Origin of the sequence: Ramlibacter sp. (assembly GCF_036383835.1) — a bacterium.
Classification (GTDB): Bacteria; Pseudomonadota; Gammaproteobacteria; order Burkholderiales; family Burkholderiaceae_C; genus Ramlibacter.
Genome location: NZ_DASVNN010000120.1, coordinates 105,066 through 120,319, shown reverse-complemented (window position 1 = coordinate 120,319; position 15,254 = coordinate 105,066). Strand labels below are relative to the sequence as shown.

12 protein-coding genes are annotated in these 15,254 nt (G+C 70.2%); 8 read left to right on the top strand and 4 right to left on the bottom strand.

Annotation, left to right across the window (positions count from 1 at the left end; translation table 11 throughout):
- Positions 1-206: 206 nt before the first annotated feature.
- Together VF522_RS19445 and VF522_RS19440 are read left to right on the top strand one after the other, a co-directional pair.
- Entirely contained in the window at positions 207-1,901 is a 1,695-nt protein-coding gene (locus VF522_RS19445; protein ID WP_330909963.1) for a multicopper oxidase family protein, read from the top strand.
- Positions 1,885-2,565 (top strand): SCO family protein, encoded by a 681-nt coding sequence (locus VF522_RS19440; RefSeq protein WP_330909962.1) that lies wholly within the window; start codon positions 1,885-1,887, stop codon positions 2,563-2,565. Before VF522_RS19445 ends, VF522_RS19440 begins: the two co-directional genes overlap by 17 nt.
- Positions 2,566-2,572: 7 nt before the next feature.
- On the opposite strand, the gene VF522_RS19435 is transcribed toward VF522_RS19440, so the two are convergent.
- Positions 2,573-3,316 carry a sulfite exporter TauE/SafE family protein gene (locus VF522_RS19435; protein WP_330909961.1) on the bottom strand — a complete coding sequence of 248 codons (744 nt, stop codon included), beginning with the start codon at positions 3,314-3,316 and terminating at the stop codon, positions 2,573-2,575.
- Between the two features lie 76 nt (positions 3,317-3,392).
- Here VF522_RS19435 and VF522_RS19430 point away from each other — a divergent pair, with 76 nt between their 5' ends.
- The 6 genes from VF522_RS19430 (at position 3,393) to leuD (ending at position 10,833) form a co-directional block, all read left to right on the top strand.
- On the top strand, positions 3,393-4,280 hold the full coding sequence (locus VF522_RS19430; RefSeq protein ID WP_330909960.1) for a LysR family transcriptional regulator: 888 nt from the start codon (positions 3,393-3,395) through the stop codon (positions 4,278-4,280).
- Between the two features lie 87 nt (positions 4,281-4,367).
- Entirely contained in the window at positions 4,368-7,172 is a 2,805-nt protein-coding gene (locus VF522_RS19425) for a PAS domain-containing protein (protein ID WP_330909959.1), read from the top strand.
- Positions 7,173-7,247: 75 nt separating this feature from the next.
- Positions 7,248-8,234 (top strand): tripartite tricarboxylate transporter substrate binding protein, encoded by a 987-nt coding sequence (locus VF522_RS19420; protein ID WP_330909958.1) that lies wholly within the window; start codon positions 7,248-7,250, stop codon positions 8,232-8,234.
- Positions 8,235-8,240: 6 nt separating this feature from the next.
- Positions 8,241-8,789 carry a ribonuclease E activity regulator RraA gene (gene rraA, locus VF522_RS19415; protein WP_330909957.1) on the top strand — a complete coding sequence of 183 codons (549 nt, stop codon included), beginning with the start codon at positions 8,241-8,243 and terminating at the stop codon, positions 8,787-8,789.
- Positions 8,786-10,216, top strand: coding sequence for a 3-isopropylmalate dehydratase large subunit (gene leuC / locus VF522_RS19410; RefSeq protein WP_330909956.1), 1,431 nt, complete (start codon positions 8,786-8,788; stop codon positions 10,214-10,216). Before rraA ends, leuC begins: the two co-directional genes overlap by 4 nt.
- Before the next feature lie 2 nt (positions 10,217-10,218).
- Complete coding sequence (gene leuD / locus VF522_RS19405) at positions 10,219-10,833, top strand: 3-isopropylmalate dehydratase small subunit (RefSeq protein ID WP_330909989.1); 615 nt, start codon at positions 10,219-10,221, stop codon at positions 10,831-10,833.
- Positions 10,834-10,840: 7 nt separating this feature from the next.
- Here leuD and VF522_RS19400 read toward each other — a convergent pair whose 3' ends face one another.
- The 3 genes from VF522_RS19400 to VF522_RS19390 all read right to left on the bottom strand — a co-directional run bounded on the left by VF522_RS19400 (position 10,841) and on the right by VF522_RS19390 (position 15,172).
- On the bottom strand, positions 10,841-11,920 hold the full coding sequence (locus tag VF522_RS19400) for a hypothetical protein (RefSeq protein ID WP_330909955.1): 1,080 nt from the start codon (positions 11,918-11,920) through the stop codon (positions 10,841-10,843).
- Positions 11,921-11,947: 27 nt separating this feature from the next.
- Positions 11,948-14,032 (bottom strand): winged helix-turn-helix domain-containing protein, encoded by a 2,085-nt coding sequence (locus VF522_RS19395; protein WP_330909954.1) that lies wholly within the window; start codon positions 14,030-14,032, stop codon positions 11,948-11,950.
- A 114-nt stretch (positions 14,033-14,146) separates the two neighbouring features.
- A complete protein-coding gene (locus VF522_RS19390; RefSeq protein WP_330909953.1) occupies positions 14,147-15,172 on the bottom strand; it encodes a hypothetical protein in 1,026 nt (341 codons plus the stop codon).
- Positions 15,173-15,254 lie beyond the last annotated feature (82 nt).

The window sequence follows — 15,254 nt, the reverse complement described above, 5'->3', positions numbered from 1 at the left end:
ACGGCAATTCCCAGGGGCCCTGAGGCCGGCTGAGGCCTGCGCCGCCGTTTTCGGCGTCGGTCGCGGCCGCAAGGCCGCGGCCCGAAGTACCCCATCTCCGTCCTTTTCCTGCGCAGCGCCGCATCGCACGGCACAGCGCGAGCGTGCGCGTGCGCCCTCGAACAGCAAGTCCTCTCTCATCCGTGCGTTTTCATGAAGGAAGTGCCATGGAACCTGCAGACCGACCCCAGAACCGCGCCGCCGGCCCGTCGAGTCCGGCGCGCCGCTCGCTGATGAAGGCGGCCGGGACCGCCGCCGCGGCTGCGGTGGGCGTGACGCGCAACGCCGGTGCCCAGGTCGTCCCCGTGCGAAGCCCGTTCACCACGCCGTGGCTGCAGCCGCTGCCCGTGCAGGCGCCGCTGAAACCCCTCGACAAGCTGAGCCCGGAACCGCTGCTCGATGTCGACAGGGCCGGGGAGGAATGCGGACGCGCCACGCACCCCGCGTTCAAGGACTTCGCCCCCAAGGACTTCTACGAGATCACCGCGGCCAGGGGCCAGCACGAGTTCCACCCCGAGCTGCCCCGGCAGGACGTGTACGGCTACAACGGCCAGGTCCCGGGACCCCTGTTCCATGCGCGCTATGGCCGGCCGGTGCTCGTGCGCCTGCGCAACAACCTGCCCAACCTGCGGCGGGGCTACGGTTCACCGGACGTGTCGATGCACCTGCACAACATGCACACGCCGTCGGAGAGCGATGGCTATCCCGTGGACTGGTGGAGTGCCTTCGCCTATGCCGGCACGCTCACCCGGGCCGGCCGCTTCAAGGATCACCACTATCCGATGATCTACGCGGGCAACGACGAGCGCGAGGCCCTCGGCACCCTCTGGTACCACGACCACCGCGAGGACTTCACGGCGGGCAATGTCTACGGCGGCATGGCCGGGTTCTTCCTGGCCTTCGACGAGATCGACTCCGGCGACGAGAACGACGGCGACAACGATGCCCTGCGGTTGCCGAGCGGCGAATTCGACGTGCCTCTGATGATCGGCGACAAACAATTCGACAGCAGCGGTTACCTGGTTTTCAACCAGTTCGACAACGACGGGTTCATCGGCGACAAGTTCCTCGTCAACGGCAAGATCCAGCCCTTCTTCCACGTGGCGCCGCGTAAATACCGCTTCCGGCTGCTGGTCGCTTCGACCTCGCGCGTGTTCGACCTGCAGCTGCGCTACCAGGACAAGGTGCAGACGCTGACGCAGATCTCCGCCGACGGCAACGTGTTCACCGCACCGATCCTGCGTCCCAACGTGCAGCTCGGCGCCGCCGAGCGGGCCGACATCGTGGTCGACTTCTCGAAGTTCCCGGTGGGTGCCGAGGTGTTCCTGACCAATCGGCTCGCGCACCTGGACGGCCGCAAGCCGGAGAAGGAGTTCCTCAGGACGCCCGTGCAGCTGCTCAAGTTCATCGTGGACAAGCCGCTGCGCTCCCCCGACAACAGCCGGGTGCTCGACGCGTTGCGCAAGCAGCCGGACATCGACCTGGGCGAAGTGAAGAAGACCCGCACCTTCTCCTTCGCGCGCGATGGCGGCGCGTGGACGGTCAACGGCAAGCTGTTCGAGGACAAGCGCGGCGTCGTCGTCGAGAAGGGCACCGCCGAGATCTGGAACCTGCGCAACGACAGCGGCGGATGGGCGCATCCGGTCCACATCCACTTCGAGGAAGGGCGCGTCCTCAAGCGCAACGGCGGCACGCCGCCGCCCTGGGAGCGCGGGCGCAAGGACGTCTACTTCCTCGGGCCCAACGAAAGCGTCAGCGTGTTCCTGCGCTTCCGCGATTTCACCGGCAGGTACGTCATGCACTGCCACAACACGATCCACGAAGACCACGGAATGATGATCCGCTATGACATCGAAGACTGACACGCGGAGCGTGGCCGCCAATCCACGGCATCTGCGGGCGCGCCGCGCCTGGCTCCTCGCCCCGGCCGCGGCCGCCGGCGTGGCCGCTGCCGTGCTCGCCACGCGCAAGGCGTCCGCGCCGCCGCACAGCGGGGACGCACGCTACGGCGTGCCCGACGTTCCGCTCGTGACGCACGAGGGCAAGGCCGTCCGCTTCCACACCGACCTGGTGCGCGGGCGCATCGTCTTCATCAACATGATGTATGCGCAGTGCACCAACCGCTGCCCGCCGATGACGCAGAACCTCAAGCAGTTGCACGCGCTGCTCGGCGAGCGCATGGGCCGCGACATCTTCATGCACTCCATCAGCCTGCAGCCCGAGTTCGACCGGCCGCAGGACCTGCGGGCCTACATGAAGCAGCAGGGCGCCGACCTGCCCGGCTGGACCTTCCTCACCGGCGCCAAGGCCGACGTGGAGAAGCTGCGCTGGGCCCTGGGCTTCTACGACCGGGATCCCGTCCTGGACGGCGACATCACCCAGCACACCGGCCTGCTGCGGATCGGCAACGACGCGCTGGACCGCTGGAGCATGTCGCCCGCATTGATGAAACCCGAGCGGCTCCTGGAAAGGCTGATGGGCATCGACCCGGTGTCGCGGGCCCTCGGCCGCAAGCCGGTGGGATAGGACGCCGTCAGCAAGTCGCCACGAGCCAGCCTCCCAGCAGGCCCATCCCTCCGAAGAAGCACCTGCGGAAGCTGGCTTCGCTCATCCAGTCGCGAAGTTTCTGTCCCACCAGCATGCCGGCCAGAGCGGGCGCGAGGGCCAGGGCCGAGTGCAGGGAGCCCGAGAACCCGAGGTGGCCGCGCGCCGCCAGGAGGACGGCCAGCGCGATGGTGGACGTGGAGAAGCACAGGCCCAGCGCCTGCACCATGTCCTTGCGATCGAGCTGCAGGGTCTGGAGATAGGGCACGGCCGGGATCACGAACACGCCCGTGATGCCCGTGATCACGCCCGTGACGACACCGGCCGCAAGGGCTGCGACACCCTGGCCGCGCTCCGCGATCGGGCGCGGCCGCCATCCGGCCAGGCCACTGATCCCATACGCGAGCAGGCACGCTCCCAGCAGCAGCCGCGCGATCCCGTCCCCCTGCACCGGAAGCAGGCCGGCACACACGACGCCGGCCACGATGCCAAGCTGCAGCCGCCATAGCTTCGCCACCAGTCCGCGCAAGGGCCTTCCGGCCACGGCCTGCCAGACGTTCGTGACGAGCGAGGGGAGCGTGAGCAGGCTCGCGGCCTGCGGCACGGGCATCAGCAGGCCCAGCAGGCCCATGGCGAGCGTGGGCAGCCCCATCCCCAGCATGCCCTTGACGATGCCGGCGGCGAAGAAGATGCCGCTCACCAGGAGGAAGGCGGGGATGGGCGTGTGATCCATGGCGGCCAGTGTGGCGACGCCGCACGGCTTGCACCATCAATCTTTCCTTGAGCCTGGCCGTCCGGATAATCGGCCCATGCGCTTCGACTGGACCGATCTGCAGATCTTCCTGCACGTGTGCGAGGCCGGCAGCATGACCGGCGCCGCGGCGCGCTGCCACCTGACCCTCGCCGCCGTCAGCGCGCGCATCCGCAGCCTGGAGGACTCCAGCGGCATCGTGCTGCTGGAGCGGCAGGCCCGCGGCGTGACGCCGACGCCGGCGGGCGAAGTCCTGGCCGCGCACGCGCGCGTGGTGTTCGACCAGCTGCAGCAACTCGAACGCGACTTGCTGCACCGGCGCAGCGGAACGGCGCCGCAGACGGTGCTGCTGGCCAACAGCGCCGCGCTGGCGCGGCCCCTCGCCGACGCACTCGTAGCGCCGGAACAAGGAGCGGTCCTCGTTCGCGAAAGCGCCAGCGAAGCCACGGTGCAGGCCCTCCTCTCGGGCGCGGCCGATGTCGGCATCGTCTCCGATGCCGTGGTCACCCGCGGGCTGGTGGCGATGGACCTGGGGCCGGATCCGCTTGTGGCGGTGGTGGCCCAGGCGCACCCGCTCGCTGCGCGATCCAGCGTGCGCTTCGACGAGGTACTCGAACAGCCCTGGATCGCCTGGGGCGAGCAGAGCGCGCTGTCGACGCACCTGCAGCTGCGCGCGGTGGCATCGGGCCACCGCATCCAGGCGCGGATCACCTATCCGCGTCTCGACGGCGTGCTGCGCCTCGTCGCGCGCGGCCTCGGCGTGACCATCCTGCCGCAGGCCCTCGTGGCTTCGCACGCGGCGGCTTCGGCCATCGCGTGCCTGCCGCTCGAGGACGCCTGGGCGAACCGGCGCCTGCTGGTGTGCCATCTGGAAGGCGACGAACCAGCGCGCCGGCAACTGGCGGACGGCATCGGGCGGCTGTGGCTGGCGTTCGGGCGGTCCTGAGCTGGGCCGCATCTGCGCTCCCTCTCCTATCCGCCCTTCAGTGCTTCGCCCACATCGCCCGCCGCGTGGCCGGTTCAACTTCGCCGGGTGCCCCCGAACCGATCGCCTGCTCCCGAAGCGCCGCAGCTGACCTTGAGCGAGCGGCCCGCCGACGCGAGCTCGCGTCGTGCGGCGATGCTGGTGGTCGCGCTGTCCGCCGGCATCTTCCTCGCACTGGCCCCGCTGGCCGACGTGCCGCTGGCGCAGGCCGCCTGGTTCATCCCGCTGATCCAGTCCGCGCTGATCATCAACGACCTGACGACCGCGGCACTGCTGTTCGGCCAGCTCCGGTTCAACCGGCAAAGCGCCGTCGTCGTGCTGGCCGGCGGCTACGTGTTCGCGGCGGTGATGGCAGGCATCCACATGCTGACCTTCCCCGGCGTGTTCTCCGCCGGCGGCCTGCTGGGCGCGGGCACGCAGACCACGGGCTACCTGTACGTGTTCTGGCACCTGGGCACGCCGCTGGCCGTGCTCGCCTACACCGCATTGCGCCAGCGCAAGCGCAAGCTGAAGCGGCCGGCGCCCGTGGCGATCGCCGAAGCCCTGGCCGTGGCGGTGCTGCTGGCCGGCGGACTGGCCTTGCTGGCCACGCGCGGCAACGACCTGCTGCCGCCGATGCTGGACGGCATCCGCTACTCGTCGGCCTTCAACAGCGGCCGCTACGGGCAATGGGTGGTGACGGGGCTCGCCATGGTGGTGCTGTGGCGGCGGCGCACGCATTCCGTGCTGGACGTGTGGCTGCTGGTGATGCTGTGCGACAGCTTCTTCGAGATCGCGCTGGTCTCCATCTTCAATGCGGGGCGCTACGACGTCGGCTTCTACGCCGGCCGCGTCTATGCGGTGGTCGCGTCGTCCATCGTCCTGGTGATGCTGCTGACCGAGTACGGGAAGATGTACCGCGAACTCGCCGGGGCGCAGGAGACGGCGCGCTCGGAGGCCTCGCTGCGCGAAAGCCGCGAAGTGCTGAGCCTCGCGATGCACGGCGGCCGCATGGCCGCGTGGACGCGCGACCTGGAGCACGGCACGACGTGGTGGACACCGGAAGTGGAGGAGCTGACCGGCTGGCCCGCGGTGGCGCTGGGCGCGTCCGACCGGTTCTTCTTCGACCGGGTCCATCCGGCCGACCGGGAGAACGTGCGCGCGATGATGGATGCGGAGGCGGCCCCGCAGGAGGAGTTCGCGGTGGAATTCCGGCTGCGCCATGCCGACGGCCGCTGGCGCTGGCTCGAGGCGCGCGGCCAGGCCCTGCTGGACGAGGACGGCGCCCTCACGCGCCTGTTCGGCGTGGCGGTGGACATCACGGTGCACAAGCAGAGCGCGCAGGCCACCGCCGAACTGGAAGCACGCTTCCGCGCGCTGGCCGATGGCATGCCCCAGCTCGCCTGGATGGCGCGGCCCGACGGCTGGATCTACTGGTACAACCGCCGCTGGTACGAGTACACGGGCACCACCTTCGAGCAGATGGAAGGCTGGGGCTGGCGCAGCGTGCAGGACCCGGTCGTGCTGCCGGCCGTGGTGGCACAGATCCGGCGCAGCTTCGAAACCGGCGAGGACTTCGAGATGGTGTTTCCGCTGCGCGGCGCCGACGGCGAGTTCCGGCCCTTCCTCACCCGCATGCTGCCGCTGAAGGATGCGGAAGGCCACGTGCTGGCCTGGTTCGGCACCAACACCGACATCACGCAGCAGCGCGCCGAGGAGGAAGCGCTGCGCATCGCCGACCGGCGCAAGGACGAATTCATCGCGACGCTGGCGCACGAACTGCGCAACCCGCTGGCGCCGATCCGCACCGCGGTCGAACTGATCGGCCGGGCCGGGCCGCTCCCGCCGACGGTGGTGCGCATGCGCGAGATCCTGGACCGCCAGTCACGGCACCTCACGCGGCTCGTCGACGACCTGCTGGAAGTCTCGCGCATCACGCAGGGCAAGCTGCTGCTCCAGCGCAGCAGGGTTTCGCTGTCGGAGTGCGTGCACGATGCCGTGCATGCGGCACGACCGGCGCTGGAGGCGGCGGGGCACCAGCTGGTGGAGCACACGGATCCGGAACCCTTGTACGCGAACGCCGACGCCACCCGCATCACGCAGGCCGTGGTGAACCTGCTGAACAACGCCTCCAAGTTCACGCCGCCGGGCGGGCGCATCGTGGTGTCGTCCTGGCGCGAGGACGGCAAGGCCTGCATCTGCGTCGCCGACAACGGCATCGGCATCGCACCGGAGCACCTGCACAGCATCTTCGGCATGTTCTCGCAGGTGAGCAGCGCGCGGGAGCGCAGCCACGGCGGCCTGGGCATCGGGCTGGCCCTGGTGCGCGGCTTCGTCGAACTGCACGGTGGCACGGTGGAGGCCCGCAGCGCCGGCACCGGCCAGGGCAGCGAGTTCCTGATCCGGGTTCCGCTGCTGCAGTCGGACGCGCCGTTGGCGGAGACCGGCCGTCAGCCCGCCCGACCCGCGATGCTGCGCCGCGTGCTGGTGGTCGACGACAACGTGGACGCGGCCACCAGCCTCGCCGCGCTGTTGTCGCACGAGGGGCACGAGGTGCGCGTGGCGCACGGCGGCGAGGAAGCGCTGATGCTGGCGTTCGAGTTCGAACCCGAAGCCGTGTTGCTGGATATCGGGATGCCCGGAATGAACGGCCTGGAGGTCGCGCGCGAGTTGCGCCGGCGGATGGGGACCGGCGTGCGGCTGATCGCCGTGACGGGATGGGGGCAGGCGCAGGACCGGGAGCTGACGCGGGAGGCGGGGTTCGATTTCCACCTGACGAAGCCGGTGGGGCAGGTGGAGGTGGAACCGTTGCTGGCGACGCGTATTCGGGCGGGCGTGGGGGTGGCGGAGAGGGGTGCCGTGCAGAGGCATTGAAGGCGGGGCCTGCAGCCTCGCCTCCCACCCCGGGCAAAATGGCCCCCTCTTCCCCGAAGTTCCCGGAGACAAACCATGCGCTTCCCTTCCCGCCGTGCGGTGCTGGCCGCGGCCGCCCTTGCCCTCCCCTTCGCCACCGCCCCCGCCTTCGCCCAAGGCCCCTGGCCCGACAACAAGCCGATCCGCATCGTCGTCGGCTTCGCGCCGGGCGGCTTCACCGACGTCCTCGGCCGCCTGATCGGCCAGAAGCTGTCCGAACGCCTGAACACGCCGGTGGTCGTCGAGAACAAGCCCGGCGCGGCCGGCACGCTCGGTGCCGACCTCGTGGCCAAGTCCAGGCCCGATGGCTACACGCTACTGCTCGCGCACAGCAACTCCAACTCGGTGGCGCCGGCCCTGTATCCCAAGCTGCCGTACAACATCGTCACCGACTTCACGCCCATCATCCCGGTGGCCAACACGCCGCTGCTGCTGACGGTGAATCCCGCCGTGCCGGCGAAGAACGTCGCCGAGTTCATCGCGCTGGCCAAGGCCAAGCCGGGCGCGCTGCGCTTCGCGTCTTCCGGCGGCGGCAGCGCGCAGCACCTTGCGGCCGAGCGCTTCCAGCTTGCCACCGGCACGCAGATGACGCACATCCCCTACAAGGGCAGCGGCCAGGCGATCGTCGACCTGCTCTCCGGCCAAGTGGAACTGAACTTCGAGAGCCCGCCCAACGTGATGACGCACGCCAAGGCCGGCAAGCTGCGCCTGCTGGCGATCACCAGCAACAAGCGCTCGGCGCTGCTGCCCGACGTTCCGACGATGGCCGAGGCCGGCGTGAAGAACGCGGAAATGCTGCAGTGGTTCGCGGTGATGGGCCCGGCCAGGATGCCCGCCGACATCACCAGGCGCCTGAATGGCGAGATCGCCGCGATCCTGAAGATGCCCGACGTGCAGGAAAAGATCCTGTCGCAGGGCGGCGAGATCATGGGCGGCTCCGCCGAGGACTTCGCCAAGTTCCTCGCCGCCGACAGCGCCGCCTTCGCCAGGCTGGTGAAGGAAGCCAGGATCACGCTCGATTGATCCGCGATGACGCTCAAGACCTCCGACCTCTGCGACGCCTGCGAAGAAGCCCTGCCCTGCGCCCTGCCCTTCCGGGGCTGGGGCCAGCGGCGCGCCTTCGCCGGCAACATCCGCACCATCCGCTGCCATGAAGACATCGCGCTGATGCGCGACATGGTCGGCTCGCCCGGCCACGGCCAGGTGCTCGTGATCGACGGCGGCGGCTCGCTGAACCGCGCGGTCTTCGGCGACGTGATGGCCGGCGTGGCCAGCCGCAACGGCTGGGCCGGCCTGGTGATCCACGGCGCGATCCGCGACGGCCACGAGATCGACGGCATGGACATCGGCGTCAAGGCGCTGGGTACCGTGCCCAAGCGCGGCCAGCGCACCGGCGCCGGCGAAGTCGACGTGCCGGTCAGCTTCGGCGGCGTGACCTTCGTGCCCGGTCGCCGCCTCGTGGCCGACGACGACGGCGTGATCGTGCTGCCCGAAGGCGTGACCGAAGGCGAGATCGAAGTCGACGACGTGGTCGCGGCCACCGCCGCCTACGCCGCCACCGCGGGCCCGAAGAAGTGACGCCGCGCTCGCTGTACCGGCGCATCGTCGATGCGCACGCGGTCCGCCCGCTGGGCGACAAGGGCCAGGTCCTGCTGTACGTGGACCGCCAGGTCCTCAACGAGTACACCAGCCCGCAGGCCTTCGCCGCGCTGCACGCGGCGGGCCGCACGGTATGGCGGCCGAAGTCCACCATCGCGGTGGTGGACCACGTCAACCCCACCACGCCCGAGCGCAACGCGCGCACGATGGTGATCGCCGACGCCGAGCGCTCGCTGCAGGTGAAGATGCTGGCGGAGAACTGCCGCCGGCACGGCATCGAGCTGTACGACATGCTCGATGCGAACCAGGGCATCGAGCACATCGTCGCCAGCGAACAGGGCCTGGTGCTGCCCGGCATGGTGATGGCCGCGGGCGACAGCCACACGACCACGCACGGCGCCATGGGCGCGCTGGGTTTCGGCATCGGCAGCAGCGAGATCGAGCACCTGCTCGCCACGCAGACGCTGGTCTACAAGGTGCAGAAGTCGATGCGCGTGGACGTACGGGGCCGCCTCGGCTTCGGCGTGACCGCCAAGGACGTCGTGCTGGAGTTGATCCGGCAGATCGGCGCCGACGGCGCGACCGGCCACGTCATCGAATACACCGGCGAGGCGATGCGGGCCATGGGCGTCGAAGGCCGCCTGACGATCTGCAACATGAGCGTGGAGGCGGCGGCGCGCGGCGCGATCGTCGCGGCCGACGACGTGCTGTTCGACTACCTGCACGGCCGCCGGCGCGTGCCCAAGGGCGCCGCCTGGGACCAGGCCGTGGCGCACTGGCGCACGCTGCGCAGCGACGACGATGCGGTGTTCGATCGCACCGTCACGCTGGACGCCGCGAAGATCGCGCCCATGGTCACCTGGGGCACCAGCCCCGACCAGGGCGCCACCATAGCCATGACGGTGCCCGATCCCGCCGTCGAAGGCGACCCGACGCGGAAGCGGAGCGCCGTCCGCGCGCTGGAGTACATGGGGCTGCAGCCGGGGCAGAAACTCGACGGCCTTCCCATCAGCCATGCCTTCATCGGCTCCTGCACCAACAGCCGCATCGACGACCTGCGCGACGCCGCCCGCGTGCTGCGCGGCCGCCGCGTGGCGCAGGGCGTGCGCGCGCTCGTGGTGCCCGGCTCGACGCAGGTGCGCGCGCAGGCCGAAGCCGAAGGCATCGCCCAGGTCTTCCGCGACGCCGGTTTCGAATGGCGACAGGCCGGCTGCTCGATGTGCGTGGCGATGAACGACGACCACCTGGTCGCCGGCGACCGCTGCGCTTCCAGCACCAACCGCAATTTCGAGGGACGCCAGGGCCCGGGTGCGCGCACGCACCTCATGAGCCCGGCGATGGTGGCGGCCGCCGCCGTGACCGGCGCGCTGACCGACGTGCGCCGCCTGCTGCCGGAGGGCAAGTGAGCATGGAAGCCTTCAAGAGCCTCGCCGGCGTGGCCGCGGCCCTGCCCATGGCCAACCTCGACACCGACCAGATCATGCCCAAGCAGTTCCTGCGCGGCGTGGACCGCGAAAGCGGGCTGGCGGACGGCTTCCTGCACGGCCTGCGCTTCTCCGCGCCGGGACAACCGCGGCCGGACTTCGTGCTGAATCGCGCGCCGTGGACGCAGGCGACGATCCTGGTCACCGGCCCCAACTACGGCTGCGGCTCCAGCCGCGAACATGCGGTGTGGGGCATGCGCCAATTGGGCCTGCAGTGCGTGATCGGCAGCAGCTTCGGCGGCATCTTCGCCGACAACTGCGCGCGCAACGGCGTGCCGGCCATCGTGCTGCCCCTGGCCGAAGTCGAGCGCCTGCTCGCGCTGGCCGCCGATCCCGCGACCTGCGAGATGACGGTGGACCTGGAACGGCAGGTGATCGCCACGCCGGGCGACGGCCGCACGCTGCCCTTCGACTTCGATCCCTTGCGCAAGCACATGCTGCTCAAGGGCCTCGACGCCGTGGGCCTCACGATGGAATCGGCGGAGGACATCCGCCGATTCGAAGAGGGCTACTTCCGGCAGCAGCCCTGGCTCGCCTGAAGCGTTGCTACGGATTGGGCGGCGGCGCGAGCGGCTGCGTGGGCCCACGCACCGCCCGCTCCATCTCGTGCTTCAGCTCGAACATCGGGCCGCCGTACGGGGAGCTCGCATCCTGCGCGAGCTCCTGCAGGATCGCCGCGTGCACCGCGCTGCGCTTGATCGCCTCGATCATGAACTTCTTGGCGGCCGCCGCGTCCTGCGGGTCGACGAACAGGTTGTCGCACAGGCGCAGGCCGCAGTACCACGAGGAGATGTTGTCGGACGGGTAATGCACTCCGGCGAAGACCCGGCGGTCCCCGATGTCCACGCAGTACTGCTGCATCAAGGCGATGTCGTTCGCGCCGGTGATCGCGGCACGCTGCGCCACGAAACCGAGCGTCCGCACGACCAGCCCCTGCAGGCAATGGCCGCTCACGAGCGCCGGCGTCACCGCGGAGACGGCGACTTCGTAGCTGAAGGGCTGGTTCAGCAGGAACGCCGCCTGGTAGGCACGCGGACGCTGGAACTTCTCCTTCAGGCGCAGGTGCGTCGGGCCCAACCGGATGAAGCTGCCGTCGATCGCCTTGCCGAGCGCGGACAGGACGGCTTCGCTCAGGCCCGTCATGTACTTGGCCAGCGTACCCTTGGCGGACTCGTCCTCTTCCGAGAACAGCTGTCCGTGCGTGAAGGGCAGCACCTGGCCGTCGCAGGTGACCTGCTGCGACATCTTCGGGCGCAGCTTCGCCATCAGCGCGAGGTCCGTCCGGGTCAGCGCGAGCGCGTTCGCCGCCGCGGCGCCCGTCCATTGTCCTGACGCGCGGTCGTAGACGGGCCAGAGGAAGCCCGCCATGCGCGTGGCTTCGCTGTCGATGAACCGGGTGTAGTCGGCGGCGGTCGCGGGCTGCCCATCGACCTGGAAGCCCTGGGGCAGCGGGAACAGCGCCAGCTCGCGCCTGAATTTCTCCGGCATGTAGCCGTACGGCGGCAGGTTCCTGGCCAGGCCGCTCTCGCTTTCACTCTCGCTTTCACTCTCGCTTTCACTCTCGCTTTCGCTTTCACTTTCACTTTCGCTCAGCGGCCGCAGAGTTCCGTTCTCGCTTTCGCTCATGATGTTCCCCTTTCGTGGAGGCAGGTCTCACTCCGGCAAACCGGCCGAGCGAAGCCCGTCCAGCACCCGGTCCAGGTAGGGCGACTGCAGCGGATACCAATGGCCGAACGCCGCCACCCGGAACTGCGGTTCGGCGTGCAGGAACTCCCTGGCGAGTTCGCGGGCTTCCGCGGCCTCGCCGGCCAGGCTGTGGGCGGCGATGAGCATCCGCGCCGCCGCCCGGTAGCGTGGATTCAGGCGGCGGCCCCGGCTCAGCCAGGCCACCGCCTCGTCATAGCGCCCCACCACCACGCAGGCGATGCCGTTGGTGGTGCAGAAGGAAAAACTCTGCTGGTCGAACGGGCTGAGGCGCATCGCGTTGCGCACCCGTTCGAGTGCCTCCTCTCCGTGTCCGGTGTAGGCCAGCGTGGTGCCGCTGCGGGACCAGGCCCAGGCGCAGTTCGGATTGAGCTGCAGGGCCTCGTCGAACAGTTCCATCGCCGACGCGTAGCGCTTGTCCAGGAAGGACTGCAGGTGCGCGTAGGCGGTGAGGATCCAGGCGTCGCGCGCATCCAGCTCCATGCCGCGCTGCAGGAGCGCCAGGGCCGAGTGCTTGTCCTCCTCCAGCGAGCCGGTGCGCCCTTCGCCGACGCGCAGTCCGTACCACCAGCCCAGGCGGGCATGCGCCTGCGCGTAGCGGGGATCGAGCTCGGTGGCGCGGCGGAAGAAGTCGCCGGCCTTCTCGAAGTCGCCGTCGTCGGCGCCGAACTCCAGGCTGATGCCGCGCAGCATGCATTCGTAGGCGGTGAAGCTGGCGGTGGGTCGATGCAGCACGCGGTCCAATTCGGCCTCCTGCACGCGCGGGTCGATCGCGGCCGAGATCCGCGCGGCGATCTGCGACTGGAAAGTGAAAAGGTCCTCGTCGCCGCCTTCGTAGTGCTCCGACCAGATCACGCGGCTCACCTCGCAGTCGGTGAGCTCCACGTGGATGCGCAGCGTGCTGGCGAACCGGCGCACCGCGCCGGTCAGGACGTAGCGCACGCCGAGCTCGGAAGCGACCAGCTCCGTCGCCTGCGCGGCGCCGCGAAAGCGCAGCGTGGAATTGCGCGCGATCACGAACAGCGAGCGGTTCATCGACAGCGCGGTGATGATCTCCTCGGTGATGCCGTCGCCGAACCAGGAGTCGTCGACCGCACCGCAGTCGAACGGCAGCACGGCCACCGTGGGCCGGTAGTCCCACATCAGCCGCGGGCTCACCGCCGCCGTCGTGGGCCGCGTCACGCGGGCGCTGGTGCGGTACACCTTGATCGGCCGGCCGAAGTTGGAGGGCTGCTGGTCGCCCGCGAAGGCGAACGACGCCGGCAGCCGGTTCCACACGAAGTCGCGCACGACGTCGGTCACCAGCACCTCGCCGGGCGCGGCGCTGCGCTGCAGCCGCTCGGCGATGTGGAAGACGTCGCCCACCAGCTTGCCCTGGTCGACGATCACGTCCTCGGCGACCACGCCCACCTGGATGCGCAGGTCGCGCGTGCCGTCCTCCTCGGGCGCATGCGCGAGCCGCTCCTGGACGTCGAGGCTCCAGGCCACGGCATCGACCGCGCTGCCGAACACGATCAGCGTGCGTTCGGCGGTGATCTCCACCGCGTCGCCGCCGAAGTGCCGCAGGTTCGCCTCGATGATGGAGCCGCGCACCGTGCGCCAGGCGCGCACCGCCAGCGTGCCGTCGGCCTCGACCACGTCGGCCCAGCGATGCACGCCGGCGCAGGCCACCGCCGCCAGCCGCCGCGGCATGCGCTCGGCGCCCGCGCCGGACGTGGCCGGCGCGGCGGCGGCCACGGGCGTGTCGCCGGCCAGCGCGAACTGGTAGCCGCGGCCGGTGACGGTGACGATGGCGTGCGCGCCCAGCACCTTGCGCAGCGTGGAGATCTGGACGGCGAGGTTGTTCTCCTCCACCACCAGGCCGGGCCAGGCGAGATCGAGCAGTTCGTTCTTGCTGACCACGCGGTCGCGGCGCTCGACGAGCGCCAGCAGGACGTCGAAGGCACGCGAGCCGATCGGGCAGGATTCGCCGTCCAGGAGCAGCAGGCGCTCGCGTGGGCGGACGACGAAATGGCCGAAACGGATGTCCGACATGCCCGGGAACCTCCTCGCAGTCTGCTCGCTCGTCCCGTGGGCCAATGTAGCGAGCTTTGTGCTCCGCGCAAATCCTCCGCTGCTGCGAGGCGCCCGCGCGCGGCGGCGCCTCGCCTAGCTCGGCAGGGAGATGGACGCGAGCGAGACGAGCTGCAGCGCGCCCAGGGGACGCCGCGGCAGCGCCAGCGGCGGGCCCTCGTGCGCCGGCGCATCGGGCAGCCGGAACGCGAGGCGATCGAGCATGTCGCGCACGACCTGCTGCTCCTGGTGGTCGAGTTGCGCGGACTGCGCGTCGAAGACCGATGCGGCGGCGGCGCGATCGGCCACGGCGGCGTGCAGCCTCTCCTCCACGCCGGCCAGCGTCTCGCTGCCCGCGCCGCGCCGCCGCAGTTCGTCGAGCGTCTCGCGGCAGCTCGCGATCAGTCCGTCGAACAGCAGCATGGCCTGCGCGCGCTGCTCCTGCAGGCGCTCCCGCGCGGCGTCGAACCCATGGGCCACGGCGGCCACGATGCGTTCCTGCGCCTGCTGCCCGATCTCCTTGAGGTCGGCGCGGACGGCCGCCTCGGTCTCCTTGCGCGCCTCGTCGGCGGCCGCGCGCAGTTCCTGCGGCGCTTCCTTGCCGTCGCGCAAGCTGAACTGCGGCAGCCGCAGCAGCACCCGGTTTTCCACCATCGCGACCTGCGGCACGCGCACCAGGATCTCGCGCTCCCGCGTGGTGAATTCGGGCAGCGCGAGCCGCACGTGCTGCGCCTCCATCACCACCTCGGGCACCCGGGCGAGCAGGTCCCTCCAGCGCAGGCCGAAGCCCTGGAACTCGGGCGTCTGGCCGACCTTCTTCAGCGCCGTGCGCAAGGCCGGTGCGTGGAACACGAGGTCCTGTTCGCGCAGCAGCGTCTCGGGCAAGCCCAGCACCAGGCGCTGCTCCTTGGAGGTGGCGCTGGGAAGGTGGAACATCAGCGGCACCTCGCGCCAGTCGGCGTGCACCGCGACCGACACCGCCGCCGGCGCGCCCGCGTAGCCGTCGCTATGGATCGCGGCGATGCGCCGCTCGAGTGCCGACGTGCGTTCCTCCAGCCGGCGGGCGATCTCCGCCTGCATCTCGGCAATCACGATCCTGAGGTCCGCGTCCAGTTTGTCCATGGCAGGCTCCGCAATGGCAGCCATCATGGGCGGGTCGCGGGCGCCGCGCATTGGCGGCGCCTGAAGCTTCCTGAAAAGTCCT

Bases quoted from the DNA above. Each gene is read 5' to 3' on its own strand.
- VF522_RS19390 (WP_330909953.1), bottom strand. From the start codon at position 15,172: ATGGACAAACTGGACGCGGACCTCAGGATCGTGATTGCCGAGATGCAG.
- VF522_RS19430 (WP_330909960.1), top strand. From the start codon at position 3,393: ATGCGCTTCGACTGGACCGATCTGCAGATCTTCCTGCACGTGTGCGAG.
- VF522_RS19440 (WP_330909962.1), top strand. From the start codon at position 1,885: ATGACATCGAAGACTGACACGCGGAGCGTGGCCGCCAATCCACGGCAT.
- VF522_RS19445 (WP_330909963.1), top strand. From the start codon at position 207: ATGGAACCTGCAGACCGACCCCAGAACCGCGCCGCCGGCCCGTCGAGT.
- rraA (WP_330909957.1), top strand. From the start codon at position 8,241: ATGACGCTCAAGACCTCCGACCTCTGCGACGCCTGCGAAGAAGCCCTG.
- leuD (WP_330909989.1), top strand. From the start codon at position 10,219: ATGGAAGCCTTCAAGAGCCTCGCCGGCGTGGCCGCGGCCCTGCCCATG.
- VF522_RS19435 (WP_330909961.1), bottom strand. From the start codon at position 3,316: ATGGATCACACGCCCATCCCCGCCTTCCTCCTGGTGAGCGGCATCTTC.
- VF522_RS19400 (WP_330909955.1), bottom strand. From the start codon at position 11,920: ATGAGCGAAAGCGAGAACGGAACTCTGCGGCCGCTGAGCGAAAGTGAA.
- VF522_RS19420 (WP_330909958.1), top strand. From the start codon at position 7,248: ATGCGCTTCCCTTCCCGCCGTGCGGTGCTGGCCGCGGCCGCCCTTGCC.
- VF522_RS19395 (WP_330909954.1), bottom strand. From the start codon at position 14,032: ATGTCGGACATCCGTTTCGGCCATTTCGTCGTCCGCCCACGCGAGCGC.